Raw genomic sequence first — 18,727 nt, forward strand, 5'->3', positions numbered from 1 at the left:
GCGGGGCGGGGGGGGGGGGGGGGCGGGGGGGGGGGGGGGGGCGCGGCCGGGGGGGCGGGGGGCGGGGGGGGCCCCCCCCCCCCCGGCCGGGACGGTCAGAGCAGGCGCAGCAGGCGGGACTCGATGGACGGCGGGTTCAGGTCGCTCTGGAGGGCCACCCGGACCTCCGTCCGGCTGTCGCCCGCGCCCACGCGCAGCGTGCCGACCTCCTTGCCCGCCTTCTCGTTGTGGCCCAGGGCGGACGGGTCCAGGGTGACGGTGCCGGTGACGCCCGGGAAGCCGGGCACCACGAGGTCGTTGGTGGCGACGACCGAGACCTTGCCGCCGAGGCCGTCGTCCACGCTGGCGACCACGTCGCCCTTCTTCACCACGGTCTGGCCGGTCAGCCCGTTCTGGGCGGCCTGGATCTGCTTGCCGCTGACCTTGAGCACGGTCGGCAGGATGCCGTCACCGGGGTTCGGGCTGGTGGCCTGCTGGCCCAGGGTGACGCCGAGGATCAGCCGCTTCACACCGCCGATCTCCTTGTAGGCGGCCCACATCAGGCAGCCGCCGGCCGGGGTGCTGGAACCGGTCTTGACGCCGATGACGCCGGTCTTCGGGTTGATCAGGTTGTTGGTGTTGGAGATCTTCACGTTGTTGAACGTGGTGTCCGGGGTGGAGACGATCTGCCGGAAGATGTCGTCCTGCATGACCTGCTCGGCCAGCTTGAGCTGGTCCTTCGCGGTGGACTTGGTGTCCGCGTTGTAGCCCGCCGGGTCGGCGTAGGTGGTGTTGGTCATGCCGAACTTGGCCGCGGTGTCGTTCATCTGCTTGACGAACGCGTCCTCGGAGCCGGAGTGGAAGCGGGCGAGCAGCCGGGCCACGTTGTTGGCGGACGGCAGCATCAGCAGTTCCAGCGCCTGGTACTCGGTGAGCTCCTGGTTCTCGACGAGCGTCACCCGGGACTCGTCGGCGTTGCCGGACTCCTGAGCGGCCTGCTTGTCCACCTTGATCTTGGGGCCGCTCTCCCCCTTCTTGAGCGGGAACTTCTGCAGGATCAGGTAGGCGTTCATCACCTTGGTGACGCTGGCGATCGAGGCCGGCGCCTCCTGACCCGAGGTGCCCAGGCTTCCGACGCCGACCACCTCGGCGGCGGACTGGCCCTTGGCCGGCCAGGCGAGGTCCAACTGGTCGCCGGCGAAGCTGAAACTGCCCGCGGTCGTCATCCGCAGCTTCGGGTCCGGCAGCGGGCGCAGCAGCTGGCCCACCACGAGCACGCCGAGCACCACGGCCAGGAAGGCCGTCCAGATGGTGACCCGCTTGAGCGCGCGGCGCAGCGGCGAGACCGGGCGGGCGTTGAGGGTGGCGAGCACCTCCATCGCCTCGGCGGTGTTCTCCGGCGAGGGCTGGGGCTGGGGCTCCGGAGTCGGCCGGGGCTCCGGCCGCGGCGGCACCTGCTGGGAGGGCAGCGGCTCGGGCCGGGGCAGCGGCGGGACGGGCGGCACCGGCCGCCGGTCCGGCTCGGGCAGCGGTGTCGGCGCGGGGGCGGGGGTGGGGGCCGGCTTCGGGGCCGGCCGGGGCAGCGGTTCGGGGGCCGGGTCCGGCTCCGGCAGCGGAGCGGGCTCCGGGGGCTCGGGGACGCTGCCGGCGGCGGGCGGCGCCGCCGGGGCCGCGGGGGTGCGGAGCGGGGCGGGCTTCTCCAGCTTCTCGGACCGGCCCGACTGCCCCGCCCCGCCCGAGCGCTGACCGGGCTGCCCGTTCCCGGTCAGTGCGACGGGCGCGGTGGCGTCGGGGGTCTCGGAGGCCTTGGAGGTCTCGGAAGCCCCAGGGGTCTCGGGCGCGTCGGCCTTCTCCGGCTTCTCGGCCTCCGCCGGCTTCTCGGCCTTCGCCGCCTCATCGGGCCCGTCGGCCTCGTCGGCTTCGTCCGCCGTGCCGGCCTCGTCGGCCTTGCCCACCTTGCCGACCGGCTCCGCCGCCGCGGCGGTCCGGATGGCGAGACGCGGGTCGGCGACGGGCGTCCGCTCGGCGCTCCCCTTCTCACCGTCGGCCTCCGGCGCGTCCTTCTCCTTCTGCGCGCCGCCGCCGGAACCGCCCTCGTCCGCGCGCTTGCGCAGCTCTTCCGGCAGGCGCAGCGCGGTGGTCCGGTTGTCCACCGGCAGCCGCAGGGCGGTGGTGCGGTCGTCCGTCGGCAGCCGCAGCATGGTCGTCCGACTGTCCACATCCCGGACACGGAGCTCCACCGTCGGGCCGCCCTTGGTGCCCGCCTTCGGCCCGTCCACGGAGGAGTCGGCCGAGGTGCCGGCGGCGGTGTCGGCAGCGGTGCCAGCGGCGGGCGAGGCGTCAGCGGACGCGTCGGCGGCGGCCTCGGTCGAGGCGTCGGCCGAGGACCGGACGGCCCCGGCTGACGCCCCGGCAGCCGCCGCACCCTCCCGTTCGCCCTTCCGTTCGCGCTCGCGGTCCCGCTCCCGCTCGCCGTCCCTCAGCACCCTGTCGGGGGACTCGCCCACGTATCCCAGCCTCCTCAACGCCCGGCGGGGCACCGGCAGACCCGATTTCGGGAAGCCGACGCCCCGCCCCGTGTACCTGTACAGTCTCCGCCACCGACGGCCGTCCGGCCGCGCACACCCCGCCCGACCGGGGCTTATTGCCGCCGCACGGCCGCAACGCGGTCTGTTCAAGGGTCAGACGCCGGGCCCGAGGCCGCCGGTTCCGCGCCTTCACCGCAAGGTCACGATTCGGAGGCGTACTCGACAAGCCCGTGTGAGAGGCGTCACCCTGTCTCTCATCCACGCGGGGAGGCTTGGATGGGCAAGAGCCGCAGAACTGTTCCCGAGGAACTCTTGCTGCTCGCTTTGGACCCGACCACGGGTACCACGGCGCAGCCGCAGACCCTCGACCTCGGACTCGCCGGGGCCCAGCTCGTCGAGCTGTCCCTGGCCGGACGGATCGTACCGGAGGGTGACCGGATCGCCGTCGTGCTCGCACGGCCGACCGGTGACCCGACCCTCGACCACGCACTGGAACTGCTGCGCCGACGCGGCAGTCCGGTCCGCGCGGCGCACTGGATCGGCGGGCCCCGGCTGGGGCTGCGGCAGACGTACCTGGCGCACCTGGAGCGCTGCGGCATGGTCACGGCCGTGCCGGGGCAGGTGTGCGGGGTGCTGCCGACGACCCGGTACCAGGCGTCCGACGACTGCACCAACGCCGCGATCAAGCAGCGGCTGGACACCGCGATCCGCACCGGCGTGCCGCCGGACCCGCGGACGGCCGCGCTGGCGGCCCTCGCCCACTCGGTGGGGCTGGGCAAGCACCTGTACCCGGGCAACGAGGGCCGGTCCTCACGGTCGCGGCTGCGCGACCTGATCCGGTACGACCCGTTGGGCGGGATGGTCGCGCATGCCGTGATGGACGTGCAGAACGGTCTGCCGGCGCAGCAGAACCGTTCATCCCAGGGCCCTGGGGCCGGTTCCGGGGCCGCTTCCGGTCGCTCCGGTGCCCGTGCCACGGGCCGGTCCCCGGGCGGGCGGGTCCCCGCGCCGCGGGTCGGGGTGCGCTGACCCGGGCCGCCGGACCCGTACCGGGCGACGACCCGGGCGGCACGTCCGACGACCCTGACGACGCCCCGGACGACGGCACGTCCGACGGCACATCCGGCGGCACGTCCGACGGAAGGTCCGAGGGAACGCCCGGCAGCGCACGGCGCACCGTTCGCGCCCCTCGGCGGCGCTGAACGACCTTTCGCACTTCTCCGCACCACCAGGACGACCGGTTCCACCCGCACCACCGGCACCGCCGGAGGCATCGGGCACACCGGAAGCACGAGAAGCACCAGGAGCACAGAGGGGGGGTCGCCCCGCGACGCAAGTCGCCCGGCGACCGCCCCTCTGCCGTTCCCGCAGGCCCGTGGGGGCCCACCGCAACTACCGGTTCGAGTCGCCGAGCCGCATTACCACCTGGGAGCTTCCGCTGTCTCACAGACGCGCTTTTCCGATGATCTGTTCTACCGCGCTGCTGTGATTCCCCGGCGCCGACCTGGCCCAAGGTGACATGCTGCTCCAAGTCAGGGGGGTTGGTCCCAATGTCCGAAGTGTTCCGAGGGCTGCCGTTCCAACGATCACCAGAGGTTCGGCCGGAGGTCGACGTGTCCGCGAACATCAATCCCACCGTGCGCCGCCGACGCCTCGGCTCCGAGCTGCGCAAACTCCGCGAGGGCCTGGGGATGACGGCGGAGGAGGTGGCCGGCCGCCTGATGGTCTCCCAGTCGAAGATCAGCCGCCTGGAGAACGGCCGCCGCAGCATCAGCCAGCGCGACGTGCGCGACCTCTGCGACGTGTACAACGTGGCCGACGAGCAGATGCGCGGCAGCCTGATGGAGATGGCCAAGGAGTCCCGCCAGCGCGGCTGGTGGCACGACTTCAACGACATGCCGACCCCGTACAGCGTCTACATCGGGCTGGAGGCCGAGGCCTCCTCGATCCGCGCCTACGAGTCCTCCTTCATCCCCGGCCTGTTGCAGACCGAGCAGTACGCGCAGGCGGTGGTCGAGGGCACCCAGCCGGACACCGACGCGATCGCGGTGCAGCGCCGGGTCCAGGTGCGGATGAAGCGCCAGGAGCGCGTCCACGGCGAGAACCAGCTCGGCAGCCTGTGGACCGTCATAGACGAGGCGGCGCTGCGCCGCGAGGTCGGCAGTCGCGAGATCATGGCCCGCCAGCTGCGGCAGATGCTGGAGCTGAGCCTGCGCCCGAACATCACCATCCAGGTGATCCCGTTCTCGCACGGCGCCCACCCCGGTATGACCGGGACATTCTCCCTGCTGGAGTTCCCGGAGTCAGCCGATTCCACGGTTGTCTACTTCGAAGGTGTGACGAGCGATCTCTACCTGGAGAAGGAGACCGATGTGCGCCGCTATACCGGTCTGTACGACTACCTGAGAGCGGCCGCACTCGGTGTCGCGGAGAGCCGGTCGCTGATAGCCGACATCGAAAAGGGATACCACGAATGAGCACCCCCGCCGAGCACGGAACCCGTTGGCGCAAGAGCAGTCACAGCGGAGGCCAGGGCGCCTGCGTGGAGATCGCCGGACCGGCTGCGGGAGCGGTCGCGGTCCGGGACTCCAAGGACCCGGCCGGTCCGCAGCTGCGCTTCTCCACCCAGGCCTGGAACGCCTTCGCGTCCGCTGCGGCGGCGGGGGCCTTCGGCGAGGTCTGAACGGGATCCGTGCTCGGCCCAGTTGCCCGTAGCGCTGTGCGTCGCCCCGAGCGGCGGCGGTCGGCGCTACGGGCAACTGCCGTTCCGGGGGCCGTCCTTCACGAAGGCGCCCTTCACGAAGGCGCCCTGCACCAACGCGCCCTTCACCAAGGCGCCCTACACGAAGGCGCCCTACACGAAGGCGTCGGCCGGAGCGCCGCCGTTCAGTGCGCCACCGGGTAGCGGACCGCCCAGTCGGCCCCCTCCGGGCTCTGCCGGTCGTGCAGTTCGGTGCCGTGCATCAGCTCCAGGGCGAAGTCGTCGGCGAGTTCGAGGATCGCGCCGCGCCCCTCCAGCCCGGCCACCAGGCCCGGCGGCAGCGCGGTGTCGCCGTGCAGCACCCCGAGCAGGTTGCCGCATATCGAACCGGTGGAGTCGCTGTCCCCGGAGTGGTTGACGGCCAGCAGCAGGCCCGAGCGGACGTCGTGGGCGACCAGCGCGCAGTAGACCCCGATGGCCAGCGCCTCCTCGGCGACCCAGCCCTCCCCCAGGGCCTCGACCCGCTCGGCGGACGGCTCGCCGGCCCGGACCGCGTCCAGTGCGGCGCGCAGCGCGGCGGTGGTCTCCTCGTGGGCGTGCCGCTCGGAGAGCAGGGCCAGTGCCAGGTGCACGCCCTCCTCCAGGGTGCCGCCGCGGGCGACGGCCTGGACGATCACCGCGAAGGCGCCCGCCGCGAGGTAGCCGGTGGGGTGGCCGTGGGTGAGCACCGAGCACTCCACCGCGAGTTGGAACACCAGGCCCGGCTCCCAGGTGGTGAGCAGCCCGAAGGGCGCCGCCCGCACCACCGTGCCGCAGCCCTTGGAGTGCGGGTTCTTGGGCCGGTCCAGGGTGCCGAGGCGCTCGCCGTCCGGGCCGGTGAGGCCGGTCAGGCAGCCCTGGCCGGGGGCGCGCTGGGCGTACAGCCACTCCTCGCGGCCGAGCCAGCCGAGGTCGGGGCGGCGCTCGTCCGGGCCCCAGTCGCGCTGGGTGGCGGCCCAGCGCAGGTAGGCCAGGTGCAGGTCGGTGGGCGGGTGCCAGCTGCCGGTGTCGCGCCGGATGTGGGCGCGGATCAGGCCGTCCACGGTGAACAGGCTGAGCTGGGTGTCGTCGGTGACGGCGCCGGTGCGCCCGTAGGCGGGGAGGTAGCCGGTGACGCCCTGCGGGCCGTGCTGGGCCCGGATCTTCTCCAGGTGCTCGAACTCGACGCCGGCGCCGAGCGCGTCACCGATGGCACCGCCGAGCAGGCAGCCGCGCACCCGGCTGCGAAAGTCCTGCTGCTGGGCTCGTGACCACAGTGGCATCACGACGGGGCGCCTTTCGTCGGGGTCGGGGGCCGCGTGCGACACCACGGCCGCCGACGCGCCCTGGCACTGTACTTCGAAGGTTCGAACGGAAGGACGGCGTCCCACGGAGTCCGCCGCCCCTGCCCGGCCCCAGCCCGGCCACTGCCCGGCCCCCGCCGGTACGGTCCCTACCCGCACGGCCCCTGCCCCGCCCGGTCCCCCGACCGTACGGTCCCGCCCGGCCGCCGCCCGTACGGCGGCCGGGGGTCGGGGTTCCCGGCGCCCGGCCTCAGTCCAGGACCGGCAGCAGCTCCGGCAGGTGCCCGTCCGAGGCGAGCGCCGCCGCCCGCCGCTCGGCGGGCACCTCGCCGTAGAGGGTGGTGCGCTGGCGGTGCGGGCGGCCGACGGCCTCGGCGATCGCCTGGAGGTCGCGCACCGACTTGTAGCTGCCGTACGCCGAGCCGGCCATCCGCGAGATGGTCTCCTCCATCAGCGTGCCGCCGAGGTCGTTGGCACCGGAGCGGAGCATCTCGGCCGCGCCCTCGGCGCCCAGCTTGACCCAGCTGGTCTGGATGTTGGGGATGTGCGGGTGCAGCAGCAGCCGGGCCATCGCGACCACGGCGCGGTTGTCCCGGGCGGTCGGGCCGGGGCGGGCGATGCCGGCCAGGTAGACCGGGGCGTTGGTGTGGATGAACGGGAGGGTGACGAACTCGGTGAAGCCGCCACCGCTGTTGGATTCGAGCGAGCGTTGCTGGATCTCGGCGAGCAGCCGCAGGTGCCCGAGCCAGTGCGCGGGGGTGTCCACGTGCCCGTACATCATGGTGGACGAGGAGCGGATGCCCAGCTCGTGCGCGGTGCTGACCACCTCGACCCAGGTCGCGGCCGGCAGCTTGCCCTTGGTGAGCACCCAGCGGACCTCGTCGTCGAGGATCTCGGCGGCGGTGCCGGGGATGGTGTCCAGGCCGGACTCCTTGGCCCGCTGCAGCCAGTCGCGGATCGACAGGCCCGTCCTGGTGGCCCCGTTGACCACCTCCATCGGGGAGAAGGCGTGCACGTGGATGCCGGGGACCCGCTCCTTCACCGCGCGGGCGATGTCGAAGTAGGCGGTGCCGGGCAGGTCCGGGTGGATGCCGCCCTGCATGCACACCTCGGTGGCGCCCACCTCCCAGGCCTGGGCGGCCCGTTCGGCGACCTGTTCCAGGGAGAGGGTGTAGGCGTCGGCGTCGGTGCGGCGCTGGGCGAAGGCGCAGAAGCGGCAGCCGGTGTAGCAGACGTTGGTGAAGTTGATGTTCCGGGTGACGCAGTAGGTGACCTCCTCGCCGACCGCCGCCTTGCGGACGTCGTCGGCGATCCGGCACAGGGCGTCCAGGGCCGGGCCGTCGGCGTGGAAGAGCGCCAGCGCGTGGTCGTCGGTGAGCTTCGTCGGGTCGTCGGCGGCCACCGCCAGCGCCTCGCGCAGGTCCCCGGCGAGGCGCTCGGGCGCGCCCTTGGCCAGCACCTGCTCGCGCAGCACCTCCCAGTCGCCGTACACGTCCTCGAAGTCGGCCCGGCGGTCGCCGGTGCGGCCCTCGGTGTCGACGGCGGTGTGCAGGTCGGTCCGGCCGTACGACTCCGGCAGGTCCTCGGGCTCCTGCCAGGGCCGGCCCAGGACGGCCGCGTCCGGGTCCGCCAGGCCGGTGGCCGGGTCGGCCAGGGCGCGGACGTGCGGCAGCACCCGCGGGTCCAGCCAGGGTTCGCCGCGCAGCACGTACTCGGGGTAGACGGCGAGGCGCTCACGCAGTTCGAAGCCGGCCGCGGCGGAGCGCTCGGCGAGGCGGTCGATCTGCGGCCAGGGGCGCTCGGGGTTGACGTGGTCCGGGGTGAGCGGGGAGACGCCGCCCCAGTCGTCGATGCCCGCGGCGATCAGCCGCTCGTACTCGCCGTCGACCAGGTTCGGCGGCGCCTGGAGGCAGGCGGTCGGGCCGAGCAGGTGCCGGGCGACGGCCACCGTGGCGACCAGTTCGTCCAGTTCGGCGTCGGGCATGCCGCGCATCGCGGTGTCCGGCTTGGCCCGGAAGTTCTGCAGGATCAGTTCCTGGACGCCGTGGTAGGCCCGGGAGACCTTGCGCAGCGCGAACAGCCCCTCGGCGCGCTCCTGGTGGGTCTCGCCGATGCCGATCAGCAGGCCGCTGGTGAAGGGGACGGAGCTGCGGCCCGCGTCCTCCAGCACCCGCAGCCGGACGGCGGGTTCCTTGTCCGGGGAGCCGAAGTGCGGGCCGCCGGGCTCGCTCCACAGCCGGGTGGCGGTGGTCTCCAGCATCATGCCCATCGAGGCGGAGACGGGCTTGAGGCGCTGGAAGTCCGTCCAGCTCAGCACCCCGGGGTTGAGGTGCGGCAGCAGGCCGGTCTCCTCCAGGATCCGGATGGACATGGCCCGGACGTAGGCGATGGTGTCGTCGTAGCCGTGCGCGTCCAGCCACTCGCGGGCCTCGGGCCAGCGGTCCTCGGGCTTGTCGCCGAGGGTGATCAGGGCTTCCTTGCACCCGAGTTCGGCTCCGCGCCGGGCGACCTCCAGCACCTCGTCCGGGGACATGAACATCCCGTGCCCGGCCCGGCGCAGCTTGCCGGGGACGGTGGCGAAGGTGCAGTAGTGGCACTTGTCGCGGCAGAGCCGGGTGAGCGGGATGAACACGCTCTTGGAGTAGGTGATGACGCCGGGACGGCCGGCCGCCTCCAGGCCGGCGTCGCGCACCCGGGCGGCGCTCGCGCACAGGTCGCGCAGGTCCTCGCCTCTGGCCTGGAGCAGGACGGCGGCCTCGGTCGGGTCGAGGGCCACGCCGTCCCGGGCGCGGCGCAGGGCGCGCCGCATGGCGTTCGCGGTCGGAGGGTTGCTTGCGTCCGTTGCGGTTCCGTCCATGGCGCGACCCTACGCCAGGGTGGTACGACGGGATGACCCAACCCTGAGGCCGTCTCAGGGTCGGCGTACCCGCCAGGTTCACCTCGAAGTGCCCCTGCAGGGCGATGACGTGGCGGCGGTACCGGCCTCTAATGGAGGTGCAGGGCCAATCGCACGGGTTCGTAGAGGAGTTGAGGACGCCATGACCAATGGGACGGCGGGGGAAGACCGTTCGGACGGCGGGGTGCCGTACCGCTCACGGCGGCGCACCCTGGTGCGGGTCGGGGTGCCGGTGGCGGTGGTCGCGGCGATCGCCGCCGGGGTCGGGCTGGTGCCGGCGCTGGCCGCCGACTCGCCACCGGACCTGCCGCAGCTGTCCGCCGAGCAGGTGGTGGCCAAGGTGCTCGGCTCGGACGCCCAGACCCTGTCCGGGACGGTCTCCGTCTCCACCGACCTCGGGGTGCCCAGCCAGCTGCTGGGCGCGGCCGCGGGCGGCCTCGGCGCGGCGGCCGGACACGGCGGCGGGAGCGACGGGGGCGGCGCGGGCGCGGACCCGCAGGCCAAGCTGCTCGGCCTGCTCGGCGGGGACCGGACGCTGCGGGTCGCGGTGGACGGCCCGGACCGTCAGCGGGTCGACCTGATGGAGAACATGGCCGGCTACACCCTGGTCCGCAACGGCGACCAGAGCTGGGCCTGGGACAGCTCGACCAACACCGCCCTGCACCTGACCGGGCGTCCGGGCGGGCACGCCGGTCCCGCCGATCACGCCGATCCCGCCGGGAAGCCGAAGGGCCCGCTCACCGGGGTGCCGACCACCCCGCAGGAGGCCGCGAAGCAGTTCCTGACCGGGAGCGCCGGCACCACTTCCGTCACCGTCGACGGAACGGCCGACGTGGCCGGGCAGAAGGCCTACCGGCTGAGCGTCAAGCCGACCCAGGCCGGCTCGACGATCTCCGAGGTGCGGATCTCGGTGGCGGCCGACAACGGGGTGCCGCTCGCGGTGGTGGTGAAGTCCACCGACGGCTCCACCGTGCTGGACGTGCACTTCACCGACGTGTCCTTCGCCAAGCCCGCCGCCAAGACCTTCGACTTCACCGTGCCCAAGGGCGCCAAGGTGACGGAGCAGAAGGCGGACGCGGGGGCCGAGGGCGCGCACGGCTCCCGCGACCAGGGCGCCCAGGGCGCCGCCGGCGGGCAGGGCCAGGCGGGCGAGCGGGCCAAGGGCCACGACGGCGTGAACGTGATCGGCGAGGGCTGGACGGCCGTGGTCTCCACCCAGCTGCCCAGCAGCACCGGGGCGCCCTTCGGCGGCCCGCAGAGCGACGGCAAGCAGGGCGACGGCAAGCAGGGCAAGCACCAGAGCCGGTCGATGAACCCGCAGGCGCTGGTGAAGTCGCTCGGCAAGCCGGTCGGCGGCGGCACCCTGATCAGCACCAAGGTCGTCAACGTCCTGCTCACCGACGACGGCCGGGTCTTCGCCGGTGCGGTGACCCTGCCGGTCCTCCAGCACGCCGCCGGGGTGAACTGACGGATGACCGAGGCTCCCGTAACGGGGGACGTTACGGAGTCGGCCGGGGGTCCGGGCGCCGCGTCGCGCCCGGCCCCCGTTCCTTCCGCTCCCGAGGCCCCCCGTACCGACGACGTGATCAGGACCCGCGGCCTGACCAAGCGCTTCCGCGGCGGCCAACTCGCCGTCGACGGCCTGGACCTGGCCGTGCCGCGCGGCTCCGTGTTCGGCTTCCTCGGCCCCAACGGCTCCGGCAAGACCACCACCATCCGGATGCTGATGGGCCTGATCGCCCCCACCTCCGGCACGGCCACCGTGCTCGGCGAGTCGATGCCGCAGTCCGTCGCCACCGTGCTGCCCCGGGTGGGCGCGCTGATCGAGGGCCCGGCGCTGTACGGCTTCCTCTCCGGCCGGGACAACCTGGTCCGCTTCGACGCCGCCGACCCGACCGCCGACCCGCGCACCCGCCGGCAGCGGGTCGGGACGGCGCTGGAGCGGGTCGGCCTGAGCGCCGCCGCCGGGAAGAAGGCCCGCGCCTACTCGCTCGGCATGAAACAGCGGCTGGGCCTGGCCGCGGCGCTGCTGCAGCCGCGCGAGCTGCTGGTGTTGGACGAGCCGACCAACGGGCTGGACCCGCAGGGCATGCGGGAGATCCGGGCGCTGGTGCGGGAGGTCGCGGCGGAGGGCACCACGGTGTTCCTCTCCTCGCACCTGCTGGACGAGATCGAGCAGGTCTGCACCCACGCGGCCGTGATGTCCCGGGGCCGGCTGGTCGTCCAGGGCACCGTGGCCGAGCTGGCCGCCCGGGCCCAGGGCCGGCTGGTGGTCCGCACCCCCGACGTGGCGCAGGCCGCCGAGGTGCTGGCCGCCCACCAGGTGGGCGCGCTGGTGCCCGGCGAGGGCCGGGTCGACGGCGAGCTGGGCGCGAGCGGCGACGAGGCGCTGCCCAAGCTGTGCGCGGCGCTGGTGGAGGCCGGGGTCCGGGTGCACGGGTTCGGGCTGGAGCGGGGCACGTTGGAGGACGCCTTCGTGGCGCTGACCGGGGAGGGTTTCGATGTCGCGGGCTGAGGCTTCGGCGGGCGGGACGGCGACGGCCGGAGCCGCCACGGGCGGAGCGGCCGCGGGCGGGTCGACGGCGGGCCGGTCGACGGCGGGCGGGACGACGGTGGGCGGGACGGTGCTGGTGGCCGGGCGGCGGCCGCAGACCGCGTCCGGGTTCCTGGCGCTGTTCCGCAACGAACTGCACCTGACCTTCCGCCGGATGCGCACCAAGGTGCTGCTGGGCATCCTGGCGGCGCTGCCGGTCCTGATCGGGGTGATCGTCAAGCTCAACACCGACAGTCCGCACGGCGGTGGCGGCGGCGCGCCGAGCTTCATCGCGCAGACCACCCAGAACGGCCTGTTCCTGGTGTTCACCGCGCTGGCGGTGGCGCTGCCGGTCTTCCTGCCGATGACGGTCGGCGTGGTCGCCGGGGACTCGGTGGCGGGCGAGGCGGCCACCGGGACGCTGCGCTACCTGCTGGTCGCCCCCGCCGGGCGGACCAGGCTGCTGGCCGCCAAGTTCACCGCCGGGCTGGTGTTCTGCCTGGCCGCCACCGCGGCGGTCGCGGTGACGGCGCTGGCCGCCGGCGCCGCCCTGTTCCCGCTCGGCGAGGTCACCCTGATCTCCGGGGACACCATCGGCTTCGGCGACGCCCTGCTGCGGGCGGTGCTGGTGGCCGGGGTGGTCGCCGCCTCGCTGGCCGGGCTGGTGGCGATCGGGCTGTTCGTCTCCACCCTCACCGGCAGCGGCATCGCGGCGATGGCCGCGACCGTCGGGCTGGTGATCACGGTGCAGATCCTGGACGCCTTCCCGCAGCTGGACGCGGTCCGGCCGTTCCTGTTCACCCACTACTGGACGAGCTTCTCGGACCTGCTGCGCGAGCCGATGTACTGGGACGGCGTGTGGAAGGACCTCGGCCTCCAGGCCGCCTACGTCGCCGTGTTCGGCTCGGCGGCCTGGGCCCGGTTCACCAGCCGCGACATCAGCGCCTGACGGGTTCCTTCGCCGCCCCGCACGGTCCGCCCGCACCTGGCGCAGCGCGTCCCAGGTGAGCAGCGCGAGGGCGGCCCACACCAGGGCGAAGCCGGCCCAGCGCGCGGGCGGCATCGACTCGTGGAAGACCGCGACGCCGATCAGGAACTGGAACACCGGCGCCAGGTACTGCAGCAGGCCGAGCACCGTCAGCGGCACCCGGACGGCGGCCGCGCCGAAGAACAGCAGCGGGATCGCGGTGATCACCCCGCTGACCACCAGCAGCGCGGAGTGCCCCCAGCCGTACGAGCCGGCCACCGTGTGCCCGAAGGTGCCGCGCCCGCTGACCTCCAGGTAGACGAGGTAGCCGAGGGCGAAGGGGAACATGAAGGCGCTCTCCGCGGCCAGGCTCTCCAGCCCGCTCAGCCCGACCTGCTTCTTCACCAGGCCGTAGGTGGCGAAGGAGAGCGCCAGGGTGAGCGCGACCCAGGGCAGCTGCCCGTAGGCGGCGGTGAGCACCGCGACGGCGGCGGCGCCGATGCCGACGGCCGTCCACTGCACCGTGCGCAGCCGTTCCTTGAGCACCAGGACGCCGAAGCCGATGGTGACCAGGGGGTTGATGAAGTAGCCGAGGCTGGTCTCCACCACGTGGCCGTTGTTGACGGCCCAGATGTAGACGCCCCAGTTGACGGAGATCACGGTGGCCGCGCCGGCCAGCATGGCGAGCCGACGGGGCTGGCGCAGCAGCGGGCGTATCCAGCTCCAGTGCCGCTGGGCGACCAGCATCAGCACCACCGCGACCAGCGACCAGACCATCCGGTTGGCCAGGATGTCGTCGGCGGCGCCGGGCTCCAGCAGCGGCCAGAACAGGGGGAAGATCCCCCAGATCCCGTAGGCCGCCGTGCCGTACCAGAGGCCTCGGCCGCTGTCCTGCTGGGTCGTCTGTGGCATGGCCGAGTGCCCTCCCGCGCGCGCGAATATCGATGCGACGGTAGCGGGCGGGAGGGCGGACTGTCATCTCCGTTTCCGGATTTTGGTCATGACATTGCTTGCATGCTGGACGGCTCCGGCGTCCGTGCCGGTCGGACTCCGGCGGCGGCGCCGTGTCCGCGCCGGTCAGGGGCCCTTCGGGCGCCCGTGTCAGGCGCCGGTGTCAGGCGCCGGTCGACCGGGCGGCCAGCGCCTCGCGGACGGACTGCGCCAGCGGGGCGGTCGGGCGGCCGATCAGCCGGGCCAGGTCGCCCGGAGTACCGGCCAGCTCGCCGCGCGCGATGCCCGCGTCCACGTCGACCAGCGCCTCGGCGAAGCCCTGCGGCAGGCCCGCGCCGACCAGGACCTCCAGGTGCTCGGCCGGGGTGACGTCGCGGTGCGCGACCGGCTTGCCGGAGGCCTGCGCCAGCTCGGCGGCCAGCTCGGGCAGGCTCCAGGCGGTGTCGCCGCTCAGCTCGTACACCCGGCCCCGGGCGCCCTCGCCCTCGCCGCCACCCGCGCCGTCGCCCAGCAGCACCGCGACCGCCGCGTCGGCGTAGTCCCGGCGCGGGGCGGTGGCCACCCGGCCGTCCCCGGCACTGCCGAGCACCACGCCGCGCTCGACCGTGCCGGCCGCGTCGCCCAGGTAGTTCTCGGTGTACCAGCCGTTGCGCAGGAAGGCGTACGGCAGGCCGGAGGCGAGGACCAGCTCCTCGGTGGCCCGGTGCTCGTCGGCCAGCCGGAAGGTGGCCGCGGCCGGGATGCTGGTGTAGGCGAGCAGGGCGACCCCGGCGGCCCGCGCGGCCTCGACCACGGCCCGGTGCTGCGGGATCCGGCGGCCGACCTCGCTGCCCGAGATCAGCAGCACCCGGTCCCCGGCGGCGAAGGCGCCGGCCAGGCTCTCCGGCCGGTCGTAGTCGACCACCCGGACGTCGACCCCGCGCGCGGCCAGGTCGGCCGCCTTCCCGGCGGAGCGGACGGCGACCGCCACCTCGCCCGCGGGGACCCGGGCCAGCAGGCCCTCGACGACGAGGCGGCCGAGCTGGCCGGTGGCTCCGGTGACGACGTACATGGGGTGCTCCTCTGGATGGTGTCCGACCTCGAATGGCCTCTGGCCTCGACACTCACCCTAGGGCTGGCACTAACCTTTCGAAAGTACGCACTTCGAAGTAGGGTACTGACATGAAGGTAAGCACCCTGCGCATGGTGGGCGGGGCACCGGTCGACGCGGTGCCGCCCCCGGCGAACGTCTTCGACCGGATGTGCCCGTCCCGGGGCGTGCTGGAGCACGTCACCAGCCGCTGGGGCGTGCTCGTCCTCGGCGCGCTGCGCGAGCGCGGCTACCGGTTCAGCGAACTGCGGCGGCAGGTCTCGGGGGTCAGCGAGAAGATGCTCGCCCAGACCCTCCAGACGCTGGAGCGGGACGGCTTCGTGCTGCGCGAGGCGCACGCGGTGATCCCGCCCAGGGTCGACTACAGCCTCACCCCGCTCGGCCGGGAGGCGGCGGAGCTGGTCGCGGCGCTCGCCCACTGGTCGGAGCAGCGGGTGGGCGCCGTGGTCGCGGCGCGCGAGGAGTACGACGGGCGGGCTACCGCTCCCTGATCAGGGCCTCCAGCCCGTCCAGCACCCGGGCCAGGCCGAAGGCGTACGCGTGGTCCGGGTCGTACGCGCCGCCGTGCGCCTCGCCCGCCGCGGCGCCGACCCGGGCGGCCACCGGGTGGCGCTCGGGGTCGAAGACCCGGGCCAGCAGCTCGGCGTTGGCCTGCCACCACTGGGCGTCGGTCATCGCGCTGTCCTGCTGGGCGGCCCGCTCGTCGGCGGCCATCCGGGCGCAGGTCTGGACGAAGCCGAGCAGGTGGGTCAGCGCGGCGTCCAGCTCGACGTCGGGCAGGCCGGTGCCCTCCAGGGCGCGCAGCTCGTACTCGTACTTGGCCATCAGGCCGGGGCCCAGCGGCGGGCGGCTGGTGGAGACGGCGGCGACCCACGGGTGGGCGCGGAACAGCGCCCGGTTGTCGTCCGCGACGGCGGTGGCCCGGGCCCGCCAACCCGCGTCCGCCGGGGCGCTGCGGGGCACGGCGGCGTAGACGGTGTCGAGCATCAGGTCGAGCAGCTCGGCCTTGCCCGGCACGTAGGTGTAGAGGGCCATCGGGGACAGCCCCAGCTCCTGGGCGACCCGGCGCATGGTGACGGCCTCCACGCCCTCGGCGTCGGCCAGGGCGACGGCGGCGGCGGCGATCTCGCCGGTCGACCGGGCCTGCCGGGGGCCGCGGCGGCCCGGCTTCTCCTCGGCGGTGAGCCCCCAGAGCAGGGCGAGGGTGCGCGCCGGGTCTCCGGCGCCGCTGCGGTCGGCGCCGCTGCGGTCGGCGCTGCTGCGGTCGGTGGCCATGCGGAGGATCCTCCCACGGGAGGCGGCGGCTACCGTCTCCCCATGACCAGCACTGAGCCGCTTCCCGGCACGGACACCGCCCAGGTCCTCCGCCCCCGGGTCACCTGTCGGCGCTGCCACCGGCCGCTGCACGACCCGGAGTCGCGGATGCTCCGGCTGGGGCCGGAGTGCCGGGACCCGGCGGAGCGGGTCGCCCGGTTCGAGGTGGACCAGGAGACCCTGCCGGGCGTGTAGGGCGGGGTTCGAGGACGGGCCCTACGGTCGGCCGAAGAGGCGGCGGAGCAGGCCGGGGCGGGCCCGGCCCGGCTCGGCCGGTCGCTGTCGCCGCCGCTGCGGGGGTTCGGGCGCCGCCGGGCCGGGCGCGTCGGCGCCCCCGGGTTCCTCGGCCCCCTTCGCGTCCTCGGCGGCCGCGCTGTCGCCGCCGTCCCGGCCGTCGTCGCCGTCCCGGGCGTCCTGGGCCTCGGCCGCCGCCAGCAGTCGCCGGGCGAGCTCGCGGTCGGACCGCTCCACCCACGGCGCGGCCAGCACCAGGGCGCAGTACGAGCGCAGGATCGTCACCACCCGGCTGCGGCTCGCCCGGGCGCTGTAGTGCAGCCGCTGCCGCAGCAGTGCGGCGACGTCGGCGCGGGCGGCGGGGTGGGTCCAGCCGATCGCGACCAGGGCGAACCCGGCCGCCTCGACCACCCAGTCCTCCGGGCCGAGCAGCAGGTCGCGCAGCACCCGGCGGCGTTCGGAGCCCTCCCAGGGCTGGTCGGTGCGGTGGTGGGCGATGCCGAGGCAGGCGAAGGCCTGGACGGCGCGCACCCACAGCTCGGGCTGGTGGGCGAGCAGCGCGCGGCCGAGGTCGTCCTCGCGCGGCAGCGGCGGGTGGACCAGGACGCCGAGCAGCTCGTCCAGCGGGAGCCCGGCCAGCCGGACGGCGTGGTCGTAGGCGGCAGGGACCGTCGGCCAGACGATCTCGGCGGTGGCGCGCACGAGGTCGGCGCTCGCCGGGGCGGGCGCGGCGACGGCCGGGCGCGGGTCGGTGCCGTCCCAGGCCCAGATCCGGGTGGTGGGCTCGGTCAGCGGCAGCCGGGGGTCGGGCTCGCCGACGGAGCGGTAGGACACCGTGGAGCGCGGCAGGGCGAGGTGCACGGCCAGCACCGAGCTGGGCGGCTCGACGGCGGAGGCGGTGCAGTCGACCTCGGTGTCGCGTCCGGCGCCGGACGAACCGAGCACCTGGTGCAGCACGTTGACGGTCGCCTCGGTGGTGCCGGTGACCATCCCGAGCCAGGACTCCCGGTGGCTGAGCCGCTCCAGCAGGTCCTGGGCGTACGCGTGGTCGGGGTGGTCCCGGTGGTGGTCGGCGAGGGCGAGCAGGTGGACCGCCTCGCCGTCGACGGCGTGCCGCAGGCCGTACAGGGCGGGGCCGGCCTTGGGGTGCCCGGGTTCGGCGGCGAGGACGCGCTCCAGCCAGGGCATGCCCTCGGCGGGTCGGCCGAGGGAGCCGTACAGCTCGGCGACGTCCACGGCGAGGTAGCCGCTGGAGTTGCCCTCGGCCGGTGCGACCCGGGCCAGTTCGGCCTCCCAGACGGCGAGCGCGTGCTCGGGGCGGCCGTCGGCGCGCAGGGCGTTGCCGAGCATCACGGCGGGCAGGTAGTCGGGGGCCAGCCGGTGGGCCCGCTCGGCGAGTTCGACGGCGCGGGTGGTGGCGCCGAAGCGGCGGGTCAGGCCGGAGGCCATCGCCAGCAGCAGCGGGTGGTCGGGGTGGCGGTCCACCACGGCCCGCAGGAAGCGCTCGAAGGGCCTGACCGCGTCGGCGAGTTCGGTGGGCAGCGGGTCCGGCAGCGCTCCGGCGGCGCGGGCCACCGCCTGGGCGACGGCGTCCGGGTCGACCAGGGTGGGCAGGTCCTCGCGGGCGAGCCACGCGGTGTGGGCCCAGGGGCGGGCCGGCTCGTACTGGATCGCCGAGGCGAGCAGGCCGACGGCGGTGTCCCAGTCTCCGGCGGCGGCCTCCACGTGGGCGCGGCAGACGACCGTGCCCAGGTAGACCTCGCCGTCCAGCGGGAACAGCTCGCGGGCCGCGGCCGGGCCGCCGGTGGCGGCGCACAACTCGGCCAGGGCCTCGTGCAGTTCGGGCAGCTGGGGGTCGGCGAGGATGGCGTCGGCGAGGTGCTCGGCGGCGTGGTCGAGGTCGCCGGAGTCGATCGCCAGCCGGGCGACGGCCACCTCGCCCTCGGCCGCCAGCCGTTCGTCGCCGTCGTCGTCGGTGTGCGCCATGCCCTGTCCCCCGGTCGCGGTCGCGCGGTGTTCGCTGGTTCCTCGGTCCTCGTGCGCGGACGAGGTTATCCGGTGCGTATGACTGGCCGATGATCACCCCGCGACGGGCGCGGCGGACAACTGCCCCGCCCGTGACGACCCTTCTGATGCGACCCTTACGAGTGGTTTAGACCTGAGAAGGGCTCAGGTAGGGGTTGGCGGCCAGCACGATGGCTCCGGTGCTTCG

General features: G+C 74.5%; 14 protein-coding genes and 1 pseudogene. 8 read left to right on the forward strand and 7 right to left on the reverse strand.

Going from position 1 to position 18,727, the window contains the following annotated elements; translation table 11 throughout:
* Window positions 1–95: 95 nt before the first annotated feature.
* Window positions 96–2,486: a D-alanyl-D-alanine carboxypeptidase family protein gene (locus ACFWXO_RS14125; protein ID WP_380524063.1), complete on the reverse strand. Its 2,391-nt coding sequence runs from the start codon at window positions 2,484–2,486 to the stop codon at window positions 96–98.
* A gap of 297 nt (window positions 2,487–2,783) precedes the next feature.
* Between ACFWXO_RS14125 and ACFWXO_RS14130 the strand changes: the two genes are divergently transcribed.
* The 3 genes from ACFWXO_RS14130 to ACFWXO_RS14140 all read left to right on the forward strand — a co-directional run bounded on the left by ACFWXO_RS14130 (window position 2,784) and on the right by ACFWXO_RS14140 (window position 5,190).
* On the forward strand, window positions 2,784–3,536 hold the full coding sequence (locus ACFWXO_RS14130; protein WP_375889073.1) for a GPP34 family phosphoprotein: 753 nt from the start codon (window positions 2,784–2,786) through the stop codon (window positions 3,534–3,536).
* A gap of 584 nt (window positions 3,537–4,120) precedes the next feature.
* On the forward strand, window positions 4,121–4,984 hold the full coding sequence (locus tag ACFWXO_RS14135) for a helix-turn-helix domain-containing protein (protein ID WP_375889071.1): 864 nt from the start codon (window positions 4,121–4,123) through the stop codon (window positions 4,982–4,984).
* Window positions 4,981–5,190: a DUF397 domain-containing protein gene (locus ACFWXO_RS14140; protein WP_350505095.1), complete on the forward strand. Its 210-nt coding sequence runs from the start codon at window positions 4,981–4,983 to the stop codon at window positions 5,188–5,190. The genes ACFWXO_RS14135 and ACFWXO_RS14140 overlap by 4 nt, the downstream gene beginning before the upstream one ends.
* A 203-nt stretch (window positions 5,191–5,393) precedes the next feature.
* Here ACFWXO_RS14140 and ACFWXO_RS14145 read toward each other — a convergent pair whose 3' ends face one another.
* A complete protein-coding gene (locus ACFWXO_RS14145) occupies window positions 5,394–6,509 on the reverse strand; it encodes an ADP-ribosylglycohydrolase family protein (RefSeq protein ID WP_375889069.1) in 1,116 nt (371 codons plus the stop codon).
* Window positions 6,510–6,780: 271 nt separating this feature from the next.
* Entirely contained in the window at window positions 6,781–9,387 is a 2,607-nt protein-coding gene (locus ACFWXO_RS14150) for a bifunctional FO biosynthesis protein CofGH (protein ID WP_380524066.1), read from the reverse strand.
* A gap of 181 nt (window positions 9,388–9,568) precedes the next feature.
* Between ACFWXO_RS14150 and ACFWXO_RS14155 the strand changes: the two genes are divergently transcribed.
* From ACFWXO_RS14155 to ACFWXO_RS14165, 3 genes are read left to right on the forward strand one after another with little or no spacing between them, the layout of a single operon-like run.
* Complete coding sequence (locus ACFWXO_RS14155) at window positions 9,569–10,894, forward strand: outer membrane lipoprotein carrier protein LolA (protein WP_380524068.1); 1,326 nt, start codon at window positions 9,569–9,571, stop codon at window positions 10,892–10,894.
* Between the two features lie 3 nt (window positions 10,895–10,897).
* A complete protein-coding gene (locus ACFWXO_RS14160) occupies window positions 10,898–11,941 on the forward strand; it encodes an ABC transporter ATP-binding protein (protein WP_375889061.1) in 1,044 nt (347 codons plus the stop codon).
* The gene (locus ACFWXO_RS14165; protein WP_380524070.1) at window positions 11,928–12,908 is read left to right on the forward strand and encodes an ABC transporter permease; all 981 of its coding nucleotides are present in this window, start codon (window positions 11,928–11,930) and stop codon (window positions 12,906–12,908) included. Before ACFWXO_RS14160 ends, ACFWXO_RS14165 begins: the two co-directional genes overlap by 14 nt.
* Here the strand turns inward: ACFWXO_RS14165 and rarD are convergent.
* Window positions 12,858–13,838: pseudogene (rarD, locus tag ACFWXO_RS14170) on the reverse strand (EamA family transporter RarD); the annotation flags it as partial. The gene ACFWXO_RS14165 and the pseudogene rarD overlap by 51 nt on opposite strands.
* A gap of 202 nt (window positions 13,839–14,040) precedes the next feature.
* Entirely contained in the window at window positions 14,041–14,928 is an 888-nt protein-coding gene (locus tag ACFWXO_RS14175; protein ID WP_380524072.1) for an SDR family oxidoreductase, read from the reverse strand.
* A 110-nt stretch (window positions 14,929–15,038) separates the two neighbouring features.
* Here ACFWXO_RS14175 and ACFWXO_RS14180 point away from each other — a divergent pair, with 110 nt between their 5' ends.
* Window positions 15,039–15,458, forward strand: coding sequence for a winged helix-turn-helix transcriptional regulator (locus ACFWXO_RS14180; RefSeq protein ID WP_375889053.1), 420 nt, complete (start codon window positions 15,039–15,041; stop codon window positions 15,456–15,458).
* Here the strand turns inward: ACFWXO_RS14180 and ACFWXO_RS14185 are convergent.
* Window positions 15,445–16,242, reverse strand: a complete 798-nt coding sequence (locus ACFWXO_RS14185) for a TetR/AcrR family transcriptional regulator C-terminal domain-containing protein (RefSeq protein WP_375889051.1) — start codon at window positions 16,240–16,242, stop codon at window positions 15,445–15,447. The two genes, ACFWXO_RS14180 and ACFWXO_RS14185, sit on opposite strands and share 14 nt — an antisense overlap.
* Before the next feature lie 42 nt (window positions 16,243–16,284).
* On the opposite strand from ACFWXO_RS14185, the gene ACFWXO_RS14190 reads away from it, so the two are divergent.
* Complete coding sequence (locus ACFWXO_RS14190; RefSeq protein WP_375889049.1) at window positions 16,285–16,476, forward strand: DUF6011 domain-containing protein; 192 nt, start codon at window positions 16,285–16,287, stop codon at window positions 16,474–16,476.
* Between the two features lie 21 nt (window positions 16,477–16,497).
* Here ACFWXO_RS14190 and ACFWXO_RS14195 read toward each other — a convergent pair whose 3' ends face one another.
* Window positions 16,498–18,501 (reverse strand): tetratricopeptide repeat protein, encoded by a 2,004-nt coding sequence (locus ACFWXO_RS14195; RefSeq protein ID WP_380524075.1) that lies wholly within the window; start codon window positions 18,499–18,501, stop codon window positions 16,498–16,500.
* Window positions 18,502–18,727: the final 226 nt, after the last annotated feature.

This window comes from Kitasatospora sp. NPDC059088, assembly GCF_042738155.1.
Classification (GTDB): Bacteria; Actinomycetota; Actinomycetes; order Streptomycetales; family Streptomycetaceae; genus Kitasatospora.

What these genes read in the sequence shown, in the direction of transcription:
- ACFWXO_RS14165 (WP_380524070.1), top strand. Translation starts at nt 11,928, where the DNA reads ATGTCGCGGGCTGAGGCTTCGGCGGGCGGGACGGCGACGGCCGGAGCC.
- ACFWXO_RS14150 (WP_380524066.1), bottom strand. Translation starts at nt 9,387, where the DNA reads ATGGACGGAACCGCAACGGACGCAAGCAACCCTCCGACCGCGAACGCC.
- ACFWXO_RS14190 (WP_375889049.1), top strand. Translation starts at nt 16,285, where the DNA reads ATGACCAGCACTGAGCCGCTTCCCGGCACGGACACCGCCCAGGTCCTC.
- ACFWXO_RS14155 (WP_380524068.1), top strand. Translation starts at nt 9,569, where the DNA reads ATGACCAATGGGACGGCGGGGGAAGACCGTTCGGACGGCGGGGTGCCG.
- ACFWXO_RS14175 (WP_380524072.1), bottom strand. Translation starts at nt 14,928, where the DNA reads ATGTACGTCGTCACCGGAGCCACCGGCCAGCTCGGCCGCCTCGTCGTC.
- ACFWXO_RS14180 (WP_375889053.1), top strand. Translation starts at nt 15,039, where the DNA reads ATGAAGGTAAGCACCCTGCGCATGGTGGGCGGGGCACCGGTCGACGCG.
- ACFWXO_RS14140 (WP_350505095.1), top strand. Translation starts at nt 4,981, where the DNA reads ATGAGCACCCCCGCCGAGCACGGAACCCGTTGGCGCAAGAGCAGTCAC.
- ACFWXO_RS14130 (WP_375889073.1), top strand. Translation starts at nt 2,784, where the DNA reads ATGGGCAAGAGCCGCAGAACTGTTCCCGAGGAACTCTTGCTGCTCGCT.
- ACFWXO_RS14195 (WP_380524075.1), bottom strand. Translation starts at nt 18,501, where the DNA reads ATGGCGCACACCGACGACGACGGCGACGAACGGCTGGCGGCCGAGGGC.
- ACFWXO_RS14185 (WP_375889051.1), bottom strand. Translation starts at nt 16,242, where the DNA reads ATGGCCACCGACCGCAGCAGCGCCGACCGCAGCGGCGCCGACCGCAGC.
- ACFWXO_RS14160 (WP_375889061.1), top strand. Translation starts at nt 10,898, where the DNA reads ATGACCGAGGCTCCCGTAACGGGGGACGTTACGGAGTCGGCCGGGGGT.
- ACFWXO_RS14145 (WP_375889069.1), bottom strand. Translation starts at nt 6,509, where the DNA reads ATGCCACTGTGGTCACGAGCCCAGCAGCAGGACTTTCGCAGCCGGGTG.